The sequence below is a fragment of the Microcystis sp. M079S1 genome, from assembly GCF_020246425.1.
GTDB classification, from domain to species: Bacteria; Cyanobacteriota; Cyanobacteriia; order Cyanobacteriales; family Microcystaceae; genus Microcystis; species Microcystis aeruginosa.
Window position 1 is genome coordinate 1 of record NZ_JADBSZ010000034.1, and the last position, 18,639, is coordinate 18,639.

The window sequence follows — 18,639 nt, forward strand, 5'->3', positions numbered from 1 at the left end:
AGCTTCTTCTATGAATTCTCCCATTTAGATGGGGATTGTTTCGGAGAATATCTATTACAACTATCGCAAGCTTTTCCCAATGAATTACATATTTTACAAGTAGATAACGCTCCTGCACATATGGCGGTACACTTAGAAATTACCGACAATATTATCTGGTTTTATCAACCTTCTTGTTGTCCTGAAGTTAACCCCGCAACAGAGAGTTTGGCTGTACCTGAAAAATTTTCTGGCATGGGAAACTTTTGAATCTCTTGATGCTTTAAGAGATAAACTCGATGCTCTTTTAAATCGTTTATCCAATGACACTATCGGGTATTTAACGGGATGGTCTTGGATTTTAGAAGCTCTATGTCTGTCAGGAATTTAGAAATTTGGTATAAGTCTGATTTAGCTCGAATACACCAAGACCAGCCTCGTTCTCTTAACCAGCGAATTAAAGCCCCATGCTCGAACCCACGGTCAGCCAATAAAGTTACCCTACAGTTATCCGGCAGCACTGTCACAACGGTTTCTAAAACGGGACGGTATTGCTCAAAGCCGACCGTTGCACTCCCAGGTTCTAAGACCCCTTGCCCCAAAGGAATCGAGCGTCCTCCCCAAATCAGGCAGACTTCAATGAGACAAAATTTATCAGCAAAATCGGGTCTAAAACCTCGCCTTAAGGCGAAAAGTTTTTGGAGCGGGGCATAAATCCCCGTTACAAAAACGGCCTCCTGCCCCCTGCCTTCGTTAAATTTAATTGCACCTTTCTACTTAGTTGAAATTTCCCTATTCCCCTATCTCCCCATTCCCCTAACCCCTCAATTGGCAGTTTACTGAATTGGTCCGTCGATACTGCCGGTAAAAAATTGCTTGAGTACGGGGATTTCGGAGTGATAAGCCTCTTGAGTGGGTCCAACCCATTGAAATTGACCTTTATAGAGAAAAACGATGCGATCAGTGGTATTTTCGATGGTGCTGTGGACGTGGGTGACAATGAGATGGGCCCCACAGGCTTTTTTTACCTTGAGAAGTTCCATAATTACCGTCTGGATGCGGGTAGAAGCAACCGGATCCAGTCCGGCAGTGGGTTCATCGTAAAGGAGAATGTTCGGTTGATCGGCGGCGATCGAGGGATCGCTGATAATTGCCCTGGCTAAACTGACGCGTTTTCGCATCCCTCCGGATATTTCAGCTGGATAGAGGTCGTAGGAACCGGACATTCCCACTAAATCCAGTTTTTCTTCCACTAAATCGCGGATTTCGGCTCGTTTTAGCTTTGAGTTGCGATAGAGAGCAAAACCGACATTTTCTCCGACGGTGAGGGAGTCAAAAAGGGCCGATTGTTGGAAAACTAGACCAACACCGAGGGGATCTTCCCCTTGTTCTACGGTTCTCTGCCGTTTTGTGCCGTAGATGTACACTTCTCCCCGATCGGGGGCAAGTAATCCGGCGACTAAGCGCAAAATCGTCGATTTTCCCGTCCCGGACGGACCGATCACGCCGATCGCTTCCCCTTCGTACACTTTCAGATCGACGTTATTTAAGATTACTTTCTTGCCGAAAGCTTTGGTTACTCCCCTTAATTCGACGATCGGTTCGCGCATCACCATCTAGAATATCTTTACAAAAAATCCCTTTTATTGTAGGGCAACGACCCGATCTTTCCTTTTTTTCTTTTCTGGTTTCATGGTTCGCGATTCTATCTGTATTTCGGGAATCTCTCGCAATTCTTCAGCATCTAACCGATATTGTTCGCAGACAAGACTCAGACGAATACCAGAACAACTAACGGGATTAACTGAATGGGTGAGATCTCCTTGAAAGAGGATCAAGGTGTTAGTACAAGGACGAATCTGGGCCACGGAACGATTGCCTGTTGCTAGTACCAGTTCCCCCCCTTGAATATCTTTAGGAACCTGCACATAAAGGACGCTAACTAGGAGCGGAGGATCGATAGTTTTACAATAGGAGCGCAGGGAGCGATCGATATGGGGATCGACGCGTGAACCGGTTTGTAGGAGTAAGGGATTAAGATAAAAAGCGTTGCAGTCAGCTTGTAAACTGCGATCAAGATAGGGTTTAAAATAGGGAAACATTCGTGCGACTTCGCTGATTTGTGTGCGTCGAAAAGCGATAGAAAAGCCTTTGGTTTTAACGAAATCTCGATTTAAATTGTTAACTGTGAAGTGGGGACAAGCGAGAATCTGTCCTTGTAGTTCGCTCAGATAACTGGGAGTAAAAGCGTCGGGATATTGGGAATAGTAAGGCACGGATAGAATCGCAACGGTATGGCAATCTTTAGGATACATTTTTAGTCAAACACAAAATCAGAGTTTTTGCCGCTCCCGAATACAGGTTTATTCAGAATCAGCTTTTGTGACTTATAGTCCGTAGATTAATAGTCATCATAGAAGGAAAATGGACTGTAGAGAATTTCAATATCTTCTTTGGTAGTTTATATATGGCAGGAAAGCTAGTCACTGCTGTTGCTGTGACTGTAAGAAAATTGCGGAAGAAACGTAATCTGAGTCAAGAAGCTTTAGGGTATAGAGCTAATCTTGACAGAACCTACATATCTGGAGTTGAAAGGGGAGTAAGAAACATTACTTTGGACTCCTTAGAACAAATTATTTCAGCTCTGGACATGGATATTGTTACTTTTGTCAATACTGTTGCGGAAGAAATTAATGAGTTATATCATAAATAAACATTCTGATACCAGCTTTTTCTCAAAACAGGGTCAGAAAATAACTATCGATAAAGTCATATTTGAGCATTCATTAGTTGAATGTCATTCTGTTGTTAAAAAAATAGTCCAAGATATACCAGTAGATATATTTAGAATTCTAGGTATGAGAAATCTTTCTGCATTTATTGGTGAGCTATTTGCCCTAGAATTTGCCAATAAATCCCAGGGATTATTTATCAACAATCCGCATCAAGACGGCTATCCAGATTTGCTGTTAATGGATAAGAATGGCAAAGTTTTTTTTGAACAACTTTCCCAAGAAAGACGAATGCGAGATAAGTCTCCATTTAGTCCATTTGCTAATGGGGGAGTAGAGGTTAAAGCCACTTGTGGCAGTGTTCCTACACCAAGAGAATTAAAGAAGACTGGAAAAGAAAAACCTGATATGGGAGACACAAGAATCGAGGTAATGAAAAGCTATGATTGGAAGGCTCACCATAGAGAAACTAACAATCTTATTGGCATTCTCTGGGATTTTGAGAATACCATACCTCAAATAGTTGCTGTATTTTTTGGCAACAACTTAACTGACAATGATTGGGGTAAAATTGTTCAGCCAAAAGAAGGCGGTGGAAGAACAACTAGCGTCTCAATTATGTCACGACAAGGCGTTAAGAAAATGTATAAAAACTGGATTATGATCAAGAATGACGATAGATATATTAATTTTGTCAACAAATATAACAAAGACAATTTAATTTCAAAATAGACAGAGCTGCTGATATTTTTCCCTGATTTGCTCCTCAAGAGAACAATCATCATTGAGGATGGATACTAAATGATCAAATATTTTTTGTAATCCAGCAGGTGGGATACTTTCGCCAATTAACTCTCTAATTAGTTTATCACTAACTCTTTTGCCATCTGCCCGTTTCCATGAAAATGGGTATTCGGTAATTGTATGAAGAATCATTGCTTCATACAGAGATAATACTCTATTTTGAATAGGATGTAGTTTATTGTCACTACAAGCATAGGAGAGATTTCGTGTAATTGTACTGGCTGGTGCGTCCCAACTCATTCTTTTATAGGCACTGGTATAACCTTTCATCAACCTGTATTTTCCATCTTCTTTCACCCATGGACGAGGAAGAATGTGTCCACATTTAAGGCAGTAAAGGGGGGTTTCTGTACTAGCTCGATTAATTCCTTCATTATTTTTGCGTGCGCTGTGTGTTGGATTACCATTATATCTACAAACAGGGTTAATACATTGATTATCAAATGAACTTTTTTCTTCTGGTGTATTACTGATCCAAAAATATTTTTCTTCATCTAATAGGGGTACATAGTGATATGGTATATCATCTGATTTGGCAGTTTCTGTTCGTTGAGAGTCAAGTGGTGGTAAATGATATATTGCGTCTCGAACAGTTTTCCATCTAGGAAGTTCTAATCCTTCTTTACTATGAGTTGGTTTAGGAAAAAGAGAATTGTTCTTTTTTAAATAATTCTTCAGTTTCTCATTTTTAGTAAATATTGAAATAAGTCGTTGACGATTCTGCGGGACTCCATAATCAGCAAAATCTATAATGCTAATCGAACTTAAAAACTTATCACCAATACGCTGTTTTATATAACATAAAATATTTACCAAATAATCATCTTTCTCGGGAAAGGGTATATAAGTATTTTGCATTTCTGGCACATTTTCCATGACCAGTGTTTCTGCTCCACTAGCCAGAAAAACTTCTAGGGTGGGAATGATTAATAAATTTCTCTGGTCGATTTCATTTTTTGAGCCTTTACGAATAGAATTAAGCAGCTTACCTCTGCCATTTCTAGACATACCTTGGCAGGGAGGAGTCGCAAAAACAATGTCTAAATTTTGTCCAGAGAGTCGCTGCTTTGTTTCTGCGACTATCTCATTTTTTGTATCCCATATATCCCCAATAATCATTAATGATTCTGGGTGGTTAAATTTAAATACTTCTGCACGATCTTTCAATAATTCATTCGCCACTACAACTTCAAATCCCCCAGAGCGAAGAGCCATATCTCCAATTCCACCACAGGCAAATAGACTGATTGCTTTCCTCATCGATTTTCTTACTCCATGTAACTTATAGTCTATAATAATAATTGGCTGAAGGCAACTTTTAAAAATGAGTATCCCCAGCAAACCTGAAAGCGATCTTTCCTGTCAACCCGGTCGCGGTGACAACCCACCGTTTACAATAGTTAAGAACCAACGGCAAGCAAGAATTAACGATGCGGATTTCGATCAACTGGTTACGAGAATTAGTCAAAGTCGCCCAATCTCCCCAAGAATTAGCCGAATTATTGACAATTGCGGGAATAGAGGTAGAAGACATTGAGGATCGCCGAGAATGGGCAAAGGGTGTGGTTATTGGTAAAATTATCGATCGCCAACCCCATCCCAATGCAGATAAACTAAGTGTCTGTCAGGTGGATATCGGTCAGGAAAACCCTAGTACAATTGTCTGTGGTGCGCCCAATGCTAGGGCTGATATTCTAGTTCCCGTGGCTACTTTGGGAACTTATTTACCTAAAATCAATTTAACGATTAAACCGGCTAAATTGCGGGGGGTAAAATCGGAAGGGATGATCTGTTCCCTCGCAGAATTAGGATTAACTAAAGATTCTGAAGGAATCCACATTTTTAGCCAGGAAAATCTCCCTTTAGGTACAGATGTTCGTCCCCTTTTAGGACTCGATGAGGTGATTTTAGATATTTCTCCCACCGCTAACCGTGCCGATGCTTTGAGTATGATCGGAGTCGCGCGAGAAGTGGCGGCTTTGACAGGAGGAGAATTAAGCCTACCAAAAGTCAAATTACGAGAATTTTCCCCTAAAAAAGATTTATCTCTGGAAATATCAGAAAATAAAGCCTGTCCTGCCTATATTGGTACGGTGATCGAGGGGGTAAAAATTGGCCCGTCTCCGCTATGGTTGCAACAGCGTTTACAGGCTGCCGGACTGCGATCGATCAATAATGTGGTCGATATTACTAATTATGTACTTTTGGAGTGGGGACAACCCTTACACGCTTTTGATCGCGATCGTTTACAAAGTTTTGCCGGAGGTAAATCCGTTACTATTGGGGTCCGTTTTGCCGAGGAAGGGGAAAAAATTATTAGCCTTGATGGCCAGGAAAGAAGCTTAAAAGAGCTTAATTTGTTAATTACTGCCAATAATAAGCCGGTAGCTTTAGCGGGGGTGATGGGAGGTCAAGAGACGGAAGTTAACGAGAAAACCGTTAATCTTGTGCTAGAGTCGGCTTTATTCGATCCGATCGCCATCCGTCGTTCCTCAAAAGCGCAGGGTTTACGCAGCGAATCTTCCGGACGCTATGAACGCGGTGTTAATCCCGCCGCTTTGGAATATGCTTGTCAAAGGGCGATCGATTTGATTCTAGAGTTAGCTGGGGGAACTGTCAGCAGCCAGGTTAAAGCTGATTATCGTGCCGATCAGTCCAGTGGTTCGATCGAATTGCGTTTAGAACGTTTGCAGCAGCTACTGGGTCAAGTTACCCTAGATAATGGTGCGATCGGTGAAATTCTCGCCGAAGATGTGGAACGGATTTTAGGCAATTTAGGCTGTGAATTGCAGTTAACCTCGAAAAATCCTGTTCTGTGGACTGTGACAGTGCCAGACTACCGTTATCGGGATTTAGAACGGGAAATTGACTTAATTGAAGAAGTGGCGCGACTGTACGGATATGATCGCTTTGTCGATACTTTGCCAGCAAAAACCGCAGCCGGAGGATTATCCTTTGAGGAAACTATACAGCGTCGGCTGCGGGAAGCTTTTCGCGCAGTGGGTTTGACGGAATTAGTCCAGTATTCCCTCGTTAAACCGGAATTAGCGGAAGTTGTCCTCGCTAATCCCCTTTTTGTCGAGTATTCTGCTTTGCGGACTAATCTCCTAGACGGTTTAATCGAAGCGTTTGAGTATAATCAGTCTCAGGGTAACGGTTCCTTAAATGGCTTCGAGATCGGGCGAGTTTTCCGCTTAGAATCGGATAATATCAACGAATACGATGCAATTGCCGGTATTTTCGGCGGTGATTTCTTCCCAGCCGGACGTTGGCTGCGATCGGGTAAAGAGGTGGCCATGACTTGGTATGAAGCAAAAGGGATTTTAGAAGCAGTATTCGATCGCCTTTCGCTGACAGTAAGCTACGAAAAAGATGCCGAAGATGCGCGTTTTCATCCCGGACGAACAGCATCTTTATGGATTGGCAAACAACGCCTAGGTATATTCGGTCAACTACACCCGCAATTGCGTCAGCAAAAGGGATTAATTGAGGCAGTTTATGCCTTTGAAATCCAGTTCCCGATCCTGTTAGCAACTCTTAGCGATAGTGCCAAAATTACCCCGCGTTTACAGGTCTATTCTACCTATCCGGGGGCAGCGCGAGATATCGCCTTCTTTGTTTCCACAGATATACCCGTAGATAGATTGACAAAAACTATCAAAAATGCTGGGGGAACTCTTTTAGAAAAAGTCGAATTATTCGATCGCTATCAGGGGCAGAATGTGCCAGAAAATCATTGTAGTTTGGCCTTTAGTTTAGTCTATCGTGCCGGCGATCGAACTTTAACCGATGAAGATGTGGAACCCTTAATGACAAAAGTGCGAGAAGCTTTAGTTAAACAGTTCCAAGTTTCTTTAAGAAGTTAAATTCAGCGATCAATTATCAGTTATCAGACATCGACCTTATATTATCTCAAGAATAATCTCACACATCGCTATCAATATCGCCTCTAATGATTACCAATCAGTTTGAGAGTTGCTCAAAGTAGGTTCACTGTTCATATTTTGTCGCTCCGCCACCTTTGAATTGTTAGATAGTAGTGAGGCGATTGCCATATTTTAGTACATCAGATATGATATAAACACATCATGGCTGATCAAAGCAAACCTTTAGCTTGGCTGCATGGTGAGATCAAGACCCCACCTTTCAGTTTAGAAGCACGGATCGAAGCAGGTGTCTTACTCAGGCAACTACAGGAAGGCGAACCCCTTGGTTTGCCACATTCGCGTCCTATGCCAAGTGTAGGCTATCATTGTCATGAGCTACGCATTAGAGACATCGATAAAAATTGGAGGATTATTTATCGAATTGATGAAGATGCAATCTTGATTATTGAGGTGTTTAATAAGACAACAAGAGCAACACCCAAAAGTGTAATTGAGGTTTGTAAGAAACGCTTGAGTAAATACGATACTGATCAGCAGGAATAAGAGGATGGAAGAGACTAAAAAAGGGCTTTTGGAATCAAAAGGCTGGAAAATCGGAACCGTTTCCGACTTTTTAGAGTTAACGCCCGAAGAGATTATCCTTGTTGAAATCAAACTAGCTCTTAGCAAAAGTTTGAAAAGTCAGCGGCAGAAGATAATGACTCAAAGTGAACTGGCCAATAAAATCGGCTCTAGTCAACCTCGGATTGCCAAAGCTGAAAATGGCGATCCGTCAGTTTCACTGGAATTGCTTATCCCCTCGCTGTTGGCAACAGGTGCCACTCCTCAAGACATCGGACAAATCATTGCCAGTGTCAAAGGCGTTGCTGAATCAGGACCTGAATGCTAATTTTGTGCATCCTATCCACTAATGTTAGTTATTGTCGTTGATGTGATAAATCCCTGAATTTCCCCAGCATCAGTACGCTCAAATAATCTTGCTGCGTTTTCCACAAATAGCTCTCGTTCTTGTAGAAAATCAAGAATGACATTGGTATCAATCAGAACTCGCATTACTGATACTTCTCGATCAGATAGGTTAAATAATCGGTTGGGGCGTTAGTTTCCCCTGTAGCTGCCGAAATCTCAGAAACACCTCGCAAGCGCAACAGGTTTCCCCGCTTGGATTTGAGGTTTGCTTCCCGTTTCAGAGAGTCTAGGAGAACTTGTACCAACTGCCAACGATCGCCAGTAGGCAATTGCAATGCCTGATTTTAGATTTCTTGTAACGTCATCAGCCCTTTCCTATCAATTCTTGATCTATTGTAAATCGCTGCTGCCGTTATGCCTGAAAGCACTGCTGGCTCAAGATGTCATACCATCTAACCTCGATCGCCAAGAGATAAGATTTTGGCTGCGCCTCAACCTAGAGATGAGCGGTATAACGGCATAACGCAGCGGCGGCAGATAACCTGTAACTTAGCACCAGCAGCTTTCGTCCGTCTGCTGCCGTGAAGTGTTAGACGCTGGCAAAGACATGAATTAGAACTTTTCTTGAGAATTGTTGTATTACCTCACTTTCATTTCTAGGGTTTGAAGACATCCAGATGGTAGGACAAGCTTCCAGCAGCTTTAGCAGACGAAATACATCTATAGAGACTAAAGTCACAGCGAGTATTAAAAATCCTATTTTTATTAGATTTGATTGAATCAAGAATAGGATGATTAAACTGCTGTCTTATGCGAACTGGAAAGCCATTGCTTTTTAGGAAATATAGTATCCAAGAAATCAAGTAACGGTTATCTTCCCAGTTTTTTATCAATTCTCGCAATAACAACTTTAGATGCTTCTCAACTAAATCTCTGATAGCTTGGTTGTTCGACTGAGCCATCATAGCTTCTATAACCCCTAAAATCTTAGGGAAGGTTTTTACTCTACGTTCTGCAAGCAGAAGCAGTAAGCTAACAGACTTATTCAAGCTAACAGCATCTACCGGGATAAGCGGTCTATACTGCTTATCCATTATGTCTGCAATAAAACGATCTATAACTCCCGTTCCAGGATTCTCCTTGTCAATCCGAAGAACACCTAAATAAAGCTCTTTAAATTCTTTATAAGAGAGCTTTATTCCCTTATTTGGGCGAATTTGGTAATACTTTGAAGCCCATTCACGAAACATTCCTTCAGGCAATTCCCGTATATCAGTTTTATCTTCATTTGGAAGGAGATTATATTCCTTCAAATTTTTCTGCAAGCATTTTATGATATCCTGGCAATCATTCCTTCCCTTACACAAAAACAAGTAATCGTCCTTGAATCGAACAGCAAGAGCCTCTAATTTCCTGACTTTTTGAGAAACCTCTAAGTCAATGGCAGAGAGGATAACCTCACTAATTAGATCGGAAACAGCAGGACCTATCGGTAAACCATTGGTGCAACCATCATTAGCATTTTGAAATAATTTGTCCAATCTGTTTCCCAGAAAACTGGAGTCAGAACGATTACTCCCTGTTCTAATGACTGATTTTGTATGGAATGCCCAAGCAATGCTATGTGTATAAACAGAAGGATAAAAGTTTTTGATGTCAGTGCGAATCAAATATTTATATCTGTAAGCTTCTTCAACCAAATCATTCTCCGCCATCTCTATATATTCATATATCATTCTTCCAGAGCGCAGTTTCCCTAAAGCTCCTAGATGAGAAGCATCAACTGGAATTGGAAAACTGTACGAATAGATACATTTGTCTGGATGAAAAAGGATATCCAGAACTGTATTCCAGTTTTCAGCAAATTCAAGAGCGATATCGTTATGAATTTCAGGATCAATGATACTGAAAGTTCTATCTGTGAAATGTGATTTTGGGAAATGTAGTTCACATAACTGAGAAATCTTAGGCTGATATTTCCGTGTGATTGGACAATATCTCTTGCCATAAATTGGATGTCTCTGCACATGGAAACATGGAGGCAGGACGTAGGCTTCAGGGAAATATCCAACTGTTACAAGCCACTTATAAACATCTCTAGGCTGAAGAGAACGAGCTAGGCGCTCAGTTTTTTGGCTATGTCTTGCGGGTTTACTTACCACTTGTCTCTACCAAAGTATTCATCCCAGAATTTCTACCAACCATCTCTAGGTACTACCCCCACAGATAACTTAAAGCGTCTAACTGTTTATTATACTGACATTTTCCGTCTGGTCAACTCCTTTAGGACAAAAAGCCGAAACTTTCGGGATAATCACCCTATAGAGGGTGATAGCAAGAAACTTTCCGTATATTTTCCGATATATAGCCAGAATATTTCTGGATAACATACCAAATAGTCTTATTATCCCGAAACATTCTGAATATGCTCTTGTAGTCGCCTATAATGGGTTAGTTTGAGAAAAAAACGATGAGTAGTGCTGATTTACGTCAATATGCCCCGGCAACAGAGCGCAATCGTCAACCGATTTTAGTACGATCGCCGCTCTTGTCGGTTGGGTTGAGGCACGAAACCCAACATGATCAACTATTAATTTATTTGGTTGGTGTTGGGTTGCACTTTGTTTAACTACATTTTGGCAATAAAGAGGCGATTAGGGTTGATAAACGGCGAACGCTAATCTTGTAAGCTTTAAAAAGTGCTATCTAAAAAACTAAACAAACTATAATTAAAATTACTTCAAAAATTTAGAGAGTAAAGAAGGAAATATGACAGAAATAGTTTTTTTAGTGGAAGATGCACCGGAAGGGGGATATACAGCAAGGGCATTAGGCGAGTCTATTTTTACCGAAGCCGATGATTTACAATCTTTACGAGAAATGGTAAAAGATGCCGTTAATTGTCATTATGATGATATGGAAAATCGCCCTAAAATTATTCGTTTACATATTGTTAGGGATGAGGTATTTGCGGTATGAAGCTACCCAGAGATTTATCCAGTGATGACTTAATCAAAAAATTGTCTGAGTTAGGTTATGAAGTGAGTCGTCAAACGGGTAGCCATATTAGACTAACTACTTCTGAAAATGGTACACATCAGATTACTATTCCTGCTCATAATCCTGTCAAAATAGGCACTTTAAATAATATTTTGCGTGATGTCGCTCTACATTTTAATCTAAGTAAAGATGAACTATTGAAAATACTGTTTTAAAATGGCTATCTCCTGTAGATTGAGTGCGATCCAAGATGATCAATTATTAATTTATTTGGTTGGTGTTGGGTTGCACTTTGTTTAACTACATTTTGGCAATAAAGAGGCGAACGCTTTTATTTTAATAATCTTTCCTATTTTTCATGACTTCCTATCCACACCCAAATATAATCTTCACCATCTTTAAAAGCTAAAGTTCTATAATTAATACCAAATCTTGCCGATCAAAATTCTCCAACTTTTTTAAAAGACAAAGAAGAATGGTTTAAGTCACTTTTTAAAAGCTCAAAATTCTTTCTTGCTAAAATTTGATTTGTTTTTCCCATTGTTGATAGTCTAACTTATTAATCCAATTTCTTAAATACAAAAATTCATCAAAAGTAAGGCTTTCAATTTCCGCTTGAGTTAATTATAACTTTGTCATCTTAGTATCTTTCCACAACAATAGTTCAAATTTGAGTTTTATATTATCATTTTTTATGTAAAAATGGGGATTTGTGATCGCATTTGGCAGAATATTAGAAGTGCGATCGCTTTTCTTGTTGGGTGCATTAACAAAGTATAATGCGCTTTATTTGTTGTCTATTGACGAATTGAATAAACATAAGATAAAATAGTGTTGATACTCGTAACAATTAAAGAGAGATATGAACATCAATTCTATTCAAGATAACTCTTTACCCCTTGAACAAAGAGTGACTGCTTTAGAAACAGAATTATTAGAAATCAAACAAAAACTGACTCAAACCCATTCTTGGTGGTTAAAGATAGCGGGAAGTTTTGAGGAAGATCAGACCTTTGATGAAGTGGTTAAACTAGGACAAGAATGGCGTAAATCTGTTGAGTGATAACTTTAATACATGACATATATTTTTGATACCGATCACCTTAGCTTTATTCAACGGAATGGAAAAGAAGGAAAGCAAACCGCTCCCTTCTCCCCGCTCCCCTGTACTTTCTAAACAGGACTTAGTATCATACCATCTAACCTCGCTCGCCAAAAGAATATTTTATTTAGGTGGAATAGGAAGATGAAATTTATCGGTAAACTAATAAATTATCATCACCTAAACCACTTTCTAGCCTAATTAATAGGGCCATTTCCAGTTAGTAATCTCGTCCTTATCGATACCATTGGTAAAAGCATAATCGAGATTATCGATAATAGCATTTTTCATTCGTTCTTTCACATGACCAGCAGCAGAACCTAATTTCGGCACGCGATCAATGACATCGATTACTAAATGAAAACGATCAACTTGGTTACGAATCGCTAATTCTAGGGGAGTATTAATATTCCCTTCTTCTTTGTAACCGCGCACATGAATACGTTCTTGATTACTGCGACGGTAGGTAAGTTTATGAATCAGCCAAGGATAACCGTGGAAATTAAATATAATTGGCTTATCAGGGGTAAATAAACTATCAAAATCCCGTTCTGATAAACCGTGGGGGTGTTCACTTTCCGACTGTAATTTAAACAGATCAACCACATTGATAAAGCGAACTTTTAAGTAAGGGAATTCCTCCCGCAGAATTGCCGTTGCTGCTAAAGATTCTTTAGTAATAATATCCCCACAGCAAGCCATAATTACATCCGGTTCATCGGGATTTACTCCATCATCATCGTTACTTGCCCAATCCCAAATACCGATACCTTTGGTGCAGTGTTTAATTGCTTCTTCAATGGTCAAGTATTGCAGGTGTTTCTGTTTATCAGCAACGATAATATTAGTGTAATCCTTGCTCTTGAGACAGTGATTAGCCACACTTAATAAACAGTTACCATCGGGGGGAAGATAAACCCGCACCACGTCGGCACTTTTATTGGTTACTAAATCGATAAAACCGGGGTCTTGGTGACTAAAACCATTGTGATCCTGCCGCCAAACCACCGAGGATAACAACAGATTCCAAGAGGAGACAGAAGCGCGCCAAGGCACATGATTTTTGCAGATATCGAGCCATTTAGCGTGTTGGTTGAACATGGAATCGATAACGTGAGCAAAAGCCTCGTAGGAGTGAAATAAACCGTGACGACCGGATAATAAATAACCCTCTAACCAACCGACTAAAGTATGTTCACTCAGTATCTCCATCACCCGACCATCGGGAGATAATTGGCTACCATCTAAATCCTCCGGATAGGTATCGGCTAACCAAGCTTTTTTAGTCACTTCATAGAGAGCCGCTAAACGATTAGAAGCAGTTTCATCGGGACCAAAAACGCGAAAATTAGTCATATTATTTCGCATTACATCCCGCAAAAATACCCCCATCACTCCCGTGTTTTCCGCTTCCACTTGGGCCGGGTGGGTGACATCTACGGCATATTGACGAAAATCGGGCATTTTTAGGTCTTTACGCAGCAATCCGCCGTTAGCGTGCGGGTTAGCACTCATGCGACGAGGACCAATAGGAGCGAGTTCTTTAAATTCTGGCTTAAATTTACCCGTGGTATAGTCAAATAATTCCTCCGGGTTATAGCTTTTCATCCACTCCTCTAATTTTCTCAAGTGTTCGGGGTTTTCCTGCATAGCACCCATGGGGACTTGGTGAGCGCGCCAGAATCCTTCTACTTTATGACCATCAACGTTTTTCGGACCCGTCCAACCCTTGGGAGACCGGAGGATAATCATCGGCCAGGGGTAACGTTTAGCAATACTCGTGCTGCGAGCTTCCTGTTGATAGGAGCGAATCTGATTGATACAGTGTTCTAGGGTAGCGGCCATTTTTTGATGGCAGTGCATGAGGTCTTCATCTTCCTTACATTCGACGATGTAGGGAGTGTAACCGTAACCGACAAAGAGACTTTCTAACTCGTGCGTCGAAATACGGGAGAGAATGGTGGGATTAGCGATTTTATAACCGTTTAAGTTTAAAATTGGCAGTACCGCACCATCGCGAATCGGGTTAAGGAATTTATTCGAGTGCCATGCGGTGGCAAGGGGACCGGTTTCTGCTTCCCCATCACCCACCACCACGGCCGTAATGAGGTCGGGATTGTCAAAAACAGAACCGTAGGCATGGGAAACACTATAACCCAGTTCGCCGCCCTCATGGATAGAACCGGGGGTTTCGGGGGTGACGTGACTGCCGATGTGACCGGGAAAAGAAAATTGTTTAAAGAATTTTTGTAATCCTTCCTCGTCTTCACTTTTATCGGGGTAAATTTCCGAATAGGTTCCTTCTAGATAAACCGGACCGAGTACCCCCGGCGCCCCATGGCCGGGACCGGCCATAAAAATCATATCGAGGTCGTATTTTTTGATTAAACGGTTGAGGTGAACGTAGGTAAAACTTAAGGCCGGACTTGCTCCCCAGTGACCGAGCAAACGATACTTAACGTGTTCGGGTTTAAGATGTTCTTTGAGGAGGGGATTATCGCGCAGATAAATCATACCTACAGCTAAATAGTTACAAGCGCGCCAATAGGCATGGGTTTTATAGAGTTCGTCTTGAGAAAGGGGATTTTGTTCTGTTAAGGGTCTTTCTGGTGTGAATACCATGAATATTTCTCCAATATCTATGAAGGATGAGATTAAGAGAGTTGATAGACAATTTCTCCAGATTATCGAGAGGGTTAACCCTCGGTCAGTTTTCAAACTGTAATCAAGAGTCTAACCTTTTGGGGCGCAAAAAACTATTAAAATAAGCTATATTTTGCCAATCTGACTTGGGGAATTTATGTCAGTCGGGCGGGGTTTTTAAATGGCTTTTAAAGGCATATTAATATGTTCTTAACTTAGGGATCAATCATTCTCAGAAAGCTTTTAATGATTTTTTAATGTCGGCTTTTCCCAAAAGGCTATATGATCACATTCTCGTTGGTCGGCCAGGGCCTAATCAGGTTTTCTCGATGCCGGTGGCGGGGACGACTAGAGTGGCAAATTGATGATTTTTTATCTTGGAAGCCCTGAAACTTAAAATCTTTCTATACTTCATCTAGCGATCGATAAAAGCTGATTAGCATATATAGTGATTCTCTACAGGCTAATCAATTCTCAAATTATTTTTTCTTGATCGTGCCTAAGCTTATCGCAGCTGCAAAGGAGTTTTTTTCATGACAAAAGTAAGAGTCGCCATCAACGGATTCGGTCGTATCGGTCGCCTCGTTTTTAGGGCGGGTATCCAAAATCCTGATTTCGAGTTTGTTGGTATTAATGATCTCGTCCCCCCCGATAATATTGCCTATCTGCTCAAATACGACTCCACCCACGGACGTTTTCAGGGTACGGTAGAAGCAAAAGAAGATGGCATCGTCGTGGATGGTAAGTTTATCCCCTGTTACTCGATTAAAGACCCCGCCCAACTGCCCTGGGGTGCAACCGGGGCCGATTATGTGGTCGAGTCCACCGGTTTATTTACCACCGCGGAAGGGGCAGGAAAACACCTAGAAGCAGGGGCCAAACGGGTGGTTATCTCCGCGCCCACCAAAGATCCCGACAAAATTCGTACTATTGTACTGGGCGTTAACGATAATGAGTACGATCCCGCTAAGGATCTGATCGTCTCTAACGCTAGTTGTACCACCAATTGTTTAGCCCCGATCACCAAAGTTATTAACGATAACTTCGGACTAGCGGAAGGATTAATGACCACGGTACACTCGATGACCGCCACTCAACCCACCGTGGACGGTCCATCGAAAAAAGATTGGCGCGGTGGTCGCGGCGCTGGTCAAAATATTATCCCCTCCTCCACGGGAGCAGCCAAAGCAGTAACCCTAGTTATTCCTTCCCTAAAAGGCAAATTAACCGGTATGGCCTTCCGTGTGCCAACTCCCAACGTTTCGGCGGTGGATTTAACCTTTAAAACCGAAAAAGCCACCAGTTACGAGGAAATCTGCGCCGCTATGAAAGCCGCCAGCGAAGGACCGATGAAAGGTATCCTCGGTTATACCGATGAGGAAGTGGTATCGAGTGACTTTATCACCGACCCCCATTCCAGTATCTTTGATGCTAAAGCTGGCATTCAACTTAATGCCAATTTCTTTAAGGTCGTCTCTTGGTACGATAACGAGTGGGGTTACTCCTGCCGGATGTTAGACCTGATGAAAATGATGGCAGCTAAGGAAGCAACCCTAGTAACAGCCTAAATCAGTTATCAGTTATCAGTAAACAGTTATCAGTTATCAGTAAACAGTTATCAGTTATCAGTAACCAGTAAACAGTAACCAGTAACCAGTAAACAGTAACCAGTAAACAGTAAACAGTGAAAAGACAGCACTGTTAATGCCATTAGACATCTCCAAGAGTTAAACAAAATAGTTCTAGGGCTGAAATGTATGTCTTTGTCTATTTAATATTGCTCACTTAATAAGTAGGTGGGTGTTAAAAATTGTCAGATCCCCCCTTATCAAGGGGGGCAGGGGGGATCTCCCCACTTAATCCTCAAATCTGATAACTGATAACTGATAACTGATAACTGATAAGATGAATCCAAAATTTAAAGATATTATCGCTTGGGAACAGGCACAATTGTTAATGCAGCCGGCATTTATTCGGGTGCTGGATAATCTGCGTAAACAGTTAGAAAATTCCCTCTGGAAAGGAACTTATACAGAAATTCAAGATCCCTATCCCAGTTATCTGCTCTGTTTGACTTATCTCGATCGCTCCGTTACTGTAAATATTTGGGAACTTTGTTTTCAAGTCTGTTTTCTCGATTATCCCACCGATGAAGGAGAGAGCGTCACCATCGATACCAGTCTCCTCGACCCCACCGGTGAACTAGATTGGCAGAGTTTGGAAACAAAAACCGAGCGTATTATTAACCGATTATTCGCTAATTTACCCCAATGAAAGCAGCGTTAGACACGATCAAGGCACAGTATGCCGCTAATTTTCTGAAAGATTACCACAATGATCCCCAAAGTTTAGCATCCCAAACAATTTTAATCGATCGCTCCGATTGGGGTTTATTAGAATTAAAAGGCCAGGACCGACTGCGTTTTCTCCACAATCAAACCAGTAACGCGATTGATCGCCTGAAACCGGGTCAGGGTTGTGAGACAATTTTCCTTAACTCTACCGGTCGTACCCTCGATTTTGTCACAGTTTACGCCAGCGATGATTCCCTCCTCATCCTCGTTTCTCCCCAACGTCGTCAATTTTTACTGGAATTGATCGATCGCTATATTTTCCCCTTCGATAAAGTGGAAATTAGCGACTTAACCGATAATTTTGGCATTGTCACCCTAATCGGTACTGAAAGCGGGCAATACCTGCAAAAAATTGCCGTTCCAGAGCAGATTTTAACGGGGGTGCAGCATAGTCATTATCTCCTTTCTCAACCCGCCCTGAGACTGGCCGTCGGCACCGGCTTAGACCTACCCGGATATACTTTAATCGTTGCCGCCGCCGAAGCCGGTCCCCTCTGGGAAAATTTAATTAAAAATGGCGTTACTCCCGCCGATGAGCAGGTGTGGGAATACCTGAGAATCCATCAAGGCCGACCGGCAGTCGATCGAGAATTAACCGAAGATTATAACCCTTTAGAGGCCGGTTTATGGCGAGCGATTGTCTTTGATAAGGGCTGTTATATTGGTCAAGAAACTATCGCCCGTCTCAACACCTATAAAGGCGTAAAACAAAGACTTTGGGGCATAAAACTCAGCCAACCCGTCCCCAGCAATACCCCGATTATTTTAGAAGCGCAAAAAGTCGGTTTACTCACCAGTGTGCTGGAGGATTTTGGCTTGGGTTATGTGAAAACAAAAGCGGGAGGAGAGGGTTTAAAAGTACAAATCGGCGAGGCAACAGGAGAATTAATCCCCTTACCCTTCCTCTCTCACGAATACCCCTTTCAGTGAACAGTAAACAGTAATCAGTAATCAAAACGTAGGTTGGGTTGAAGTATGAAACCCAACGCCCGCCTGGGTTAGTGATAACTCACATCTGATATAGTCATTTCAGATAATTCTGATCCACTCTAGACCGATGAAAACCTTATGAACTCTGGCATTTATATTCTCAATCTTAATTGAAATGACTATAACTGATAACTGATAACTGATAACTGATAACTGATAACTGATAACTGATAACTGATAACTGATAACTGATAACTGATAACTGATAACTGATAACTGATAACTGATAACTGATAACT

General features: G+C 41.4%; 19 protein-coding genes and 2 pseudogenes. 13 read left to right on the plus strand and 8 right to left on the minus strand.

Annotated elements, in window-relative coordinates:
• A pseudogene (locus IM456_RS01985) lies at positions 1–370 on the plus strand (transposase); the annotation flags it as partial.
• Here the strand turns inward: IM456_RS01985 and IM456_RS01990 are convergent.
• From IM456_RS01990 to IM456_RS02000, 3 genes and pseudogenes are all read right to left on the minus strand, one after another.
• Positions 348–635: pseudogene (locus IM456_RS01990) on the minus strand (transposase); the annotation flags it as partial. The pseudogenes IM456_RS01985 and IM456_RS01990 overlap by 23 nt on opposite strands.
• A gap of 180 nt (positions 636–815) precedes the next feature.
• A complete protein-coding gene (locus tag IM456_RS01995; protein WP_287692624.1) occupies positions 816–1,595 on the minus strand; it encodes an ABC transporter ATP-binding protein in 780 nt (259 codons plus the stop codon).
• A 27-nt stretch (positions 1,596–1,622) separates the two neighbouring features.
• The gene (locus IM456_RS02000; RefSeq protein WP_149987895.1) at positions 1,623–2,255 is read right to left on the minus strand and encodes a 2OG-Fe(II) oxygenase; all 633 of its coding nucleotides are present in this window, start codon (positions 2,253–2,255) and stop codon (positions 1,623–1,625) included.
• A gap of 191 nt (positions 2,256–2,446) precedes the next feature.
• Here IM456_RS02000 and IM456_RS02005 point away from each other — a divergent pair, with 191 nt between their 5' ends.
• A complete protein-coding gene (locus tag IM456_RS02005; protein WP_002749478.1) occupies positions 2,447–2,692 on the plus strand; it encodes a helix-turn-helix domain-containing protein in 246 nt (81 codons plus the stop codon).
• Positions 2,673–3,443: a hypothetical protein gene (locus tag IM456_RS02010; RefSeq protein WP_287692626.1), complete on the plus strand. Its 771-nt coding sequence runs from the start codon at positions 2,673–2,675 to the stop codon at positions 3,441–3,443. Before IM456_RS02005 ends, IM456_RS02010 begins: the two co-directional genes overlap by 20 nt.
• Here the strand turns inward: IM456_RS02010 and IM456_RS02015 are convergent.
• The gene (locus IM456_RS02015; protein WP_287692628.1) at positions 3,435–4,775 is read right to left on the minus strand and encodes a DNA cytosine methyltransferase; all 1,341 of its coding nucleotides are present in this window, start codon (positions 4,773–4,775) and stop codon (positions 3,435–3,437) included. The genes IM456_RS02010 and IM456_RS02015 overlap by 9 nt on opposite strands.
• 170 nt (positions 4,776–4,945) lie before the next feature.
• Between IM456_RS02015 and pheT the strand changes: the two genes are divergently transcribed.
• The 3 genes from pheT to IM456_RS02030 all read left to right on the plus strand — a co-directional run bounded on the left by pheT (position 4,946) and on the right by IM456_RS02030 (position 8,291).
• Complete coding sequence (pheT, locus tag IM456_RS02020) at positions 4,946–7,381, plus strand: phenylalanine--tRNA ligase subunit beta (protein ID WP_287692630.1); 2,436 nt, start codon at positions 4,946–4,948, stop codon at positions 7,379–7,381.
• A gap of 222 nt (positions 7,382–7,603) precedes the next feature.
• Positions 7,604–7,945 (plus strand): type II toxin-antitoxin system RelE/ParE family toxin, encoded by a 342-nt coding sequence (locus IM456_RS02025; protein WP_002763716.1) that lies wholly within the window; start codon positions 7,604–7,606, stop codon positions 7,943–7,945.
• 4 nt (positions 7,946–7,949) lie between these two features.
• Complete coding sequence (locus IM456_RS02030) at positions 7,950–8,291, plus strand: helix-turn-helix domain-containing protein (RefSeq protein WP_149987891.1); 342 nt, start codon at positions 7,950–7,952, stop codon at positions 8,289–8,291.
• Between the two features lie 11 nt (positions 8,292–8,302).
• Here IM456_RS02030 and IM456_RS02035 read toward each other — a convergent pair whose 3' ends face one another.
• Entirely contained in the window at positions 8,303–8,455 is a 153-nt protein-coding gene (locus tag IM456_RS02035) for a PIN domain-containing protein (protein ID WP_287692632.1), read from the minus strand.
• Entirely contained in the window at positions 8,455–8,640 is a 186-nt protein-coding gene (locus IM456_RS02040; RefSeq protein ID WP_216645718.1) for a hypothetical protein, read from the minus strand. Before IM456_RS02040 ends, IM456_RS02035 begins: the two co-directional genes overlap by 1 nt.
• Before the next feature lie 5 nt (positions 8,641–8,645).
• On the opposite strand from IM456_RS02040, the gene IM456_RS02045 reads away from it, so the two are divergent.
• Complete coding sequence (locus tag IM456_RS02045; RefSeq protein WP_172970549.1) at positions 8,646–8,834, plus strand: hypothetical protein; 189 nt, start codon at positions 8,646–8,648, stop codon at positions 8,832–8,834.
• 133 nt (positions 8,835–8,967) lie between these two features.
• Here IM456_RS02045 and IM456_RS02050 read toward each other — a convergent pair whose 3' ends face one another.
• Positions 8,968–10,473, minus strand: coding sequence for an RNA-directed DNA polymerase (locus IM456_RS02050; RefSeq protein ID WP_149987890.1), 1,506 nt, complete (start codon positions 10,471–10,473; stop codon positions 8,968–8,970).
• Between the two features lie 607 nt (positions 10,474–11,080).
• On the opposite strand from IM456_RS02050, the gene IM456_RS02055 reads away from it, so the two are divergent.
• The 3 genes from IM456_RS02055 (at position 11,081) to IM456_RS02065 (ending at position 12,374) form a co-directional block, all read left to right on the plus strand.
• Positions 11,081–11,290 (plus strand): 2-oxoisovalerate dehydrogenase, encoded by a 210-nt coding sequence (locus IM456_RS02055; protein ID WP_149987889.1) that lies wholly within the window; start codon positions 11,081–11,083, stop codon positions 11,288–11,290.
• Positions 11,287–11,526: a type II toxin-antitoxin system HicA family toxin gene (locus IM456_RS02060; protein WP_149987888.1), complete on the plus strand. Its 240-nt coding sequence runs from the start codon at positions 11,287–11,289 to the stop codon at positions 11,524–11,526. Before IM456_RS02055 ends, IM456_RS02060 begins: the two co-directional genes overlap by 4 nt.
• A gap of 647 nt (positions 11,527–12,173) precedes the next feature.
• Positions 12,174–12,374, plus strand: coding sequence for a hypothetical protein (locus IM456_RS02065; RefSeq protein WP_287692663.1), 201 nt, complete (start codon positions 12,174–12,176; stop codon positions 12,372–12,374).
• A 240-nt stretch (positions 12,375–12,614) separates the two neighbouring features.
• On the opposite strand, the gene IM456_RS02070 is transcribed toward IM456_RS02065, so the two are convergent.
• Positions 12,615–15,035, minus strand: coding sequence for a phosphoketolase family protein (locus IM456_RS02070; protein WP_287692665.1), 2,421 nt, complete (start codon positions 15,033–15,035; stop codon positions 12,615–12,617).
• A 554-nt stretch (positions 15,036–15,589) separates the two neighbouring features.
• On the opposite strand from IM456_RS02070, the gene gap reads away from it, so the two are divergent.
• From gap to ygfZ, 3 genes are all read left to right on the plus strand, one after another.
• Positions 15,590–16,624 (plus strand): type I glyceraldehyde-3-phosphate dehydrogenase, encoded by a 1,035-nt coding sequence (gene gap, locus IM456_RS02075; RefSeq protein WP_052277988.1) that lies wholly within the window; start codon positions 15,590–15,592, stop codon positions 16,622–16,624.
• Positions 16,625–16,961: 337 nt separating this feature from the next.
• Positions 16,962–17,330, plus strand: coding sequence for a hypothetical protein (locus IM456_RS02080; RefSeq protein WP_002740015.1), 369 nt, complete (start codon positions 16,962–16,964; stop codon positions 17,328–17,330).
• The gene (ygfZ, locus tag IM456_RS02085) at positions 17,327–18,340 is read left to right on the plus strand and encodes a CAF17-like 4Fe-4S cluster assembly/insertion protein YgfZ (protein WP_149987885.1); all 1,014 of its coding nucleotides are present in this window, start codon (positions 17,327–17,329) and stop codon (positions 18,338–18,340) included. The genes IM456_RS02080 and ygfZ overlap by 4 nt, the downstream gene beginning before the upstream one ends.
• The last annotated feature ends 299 nt before the right edge of the window (positions 18,341–18,639 follow it).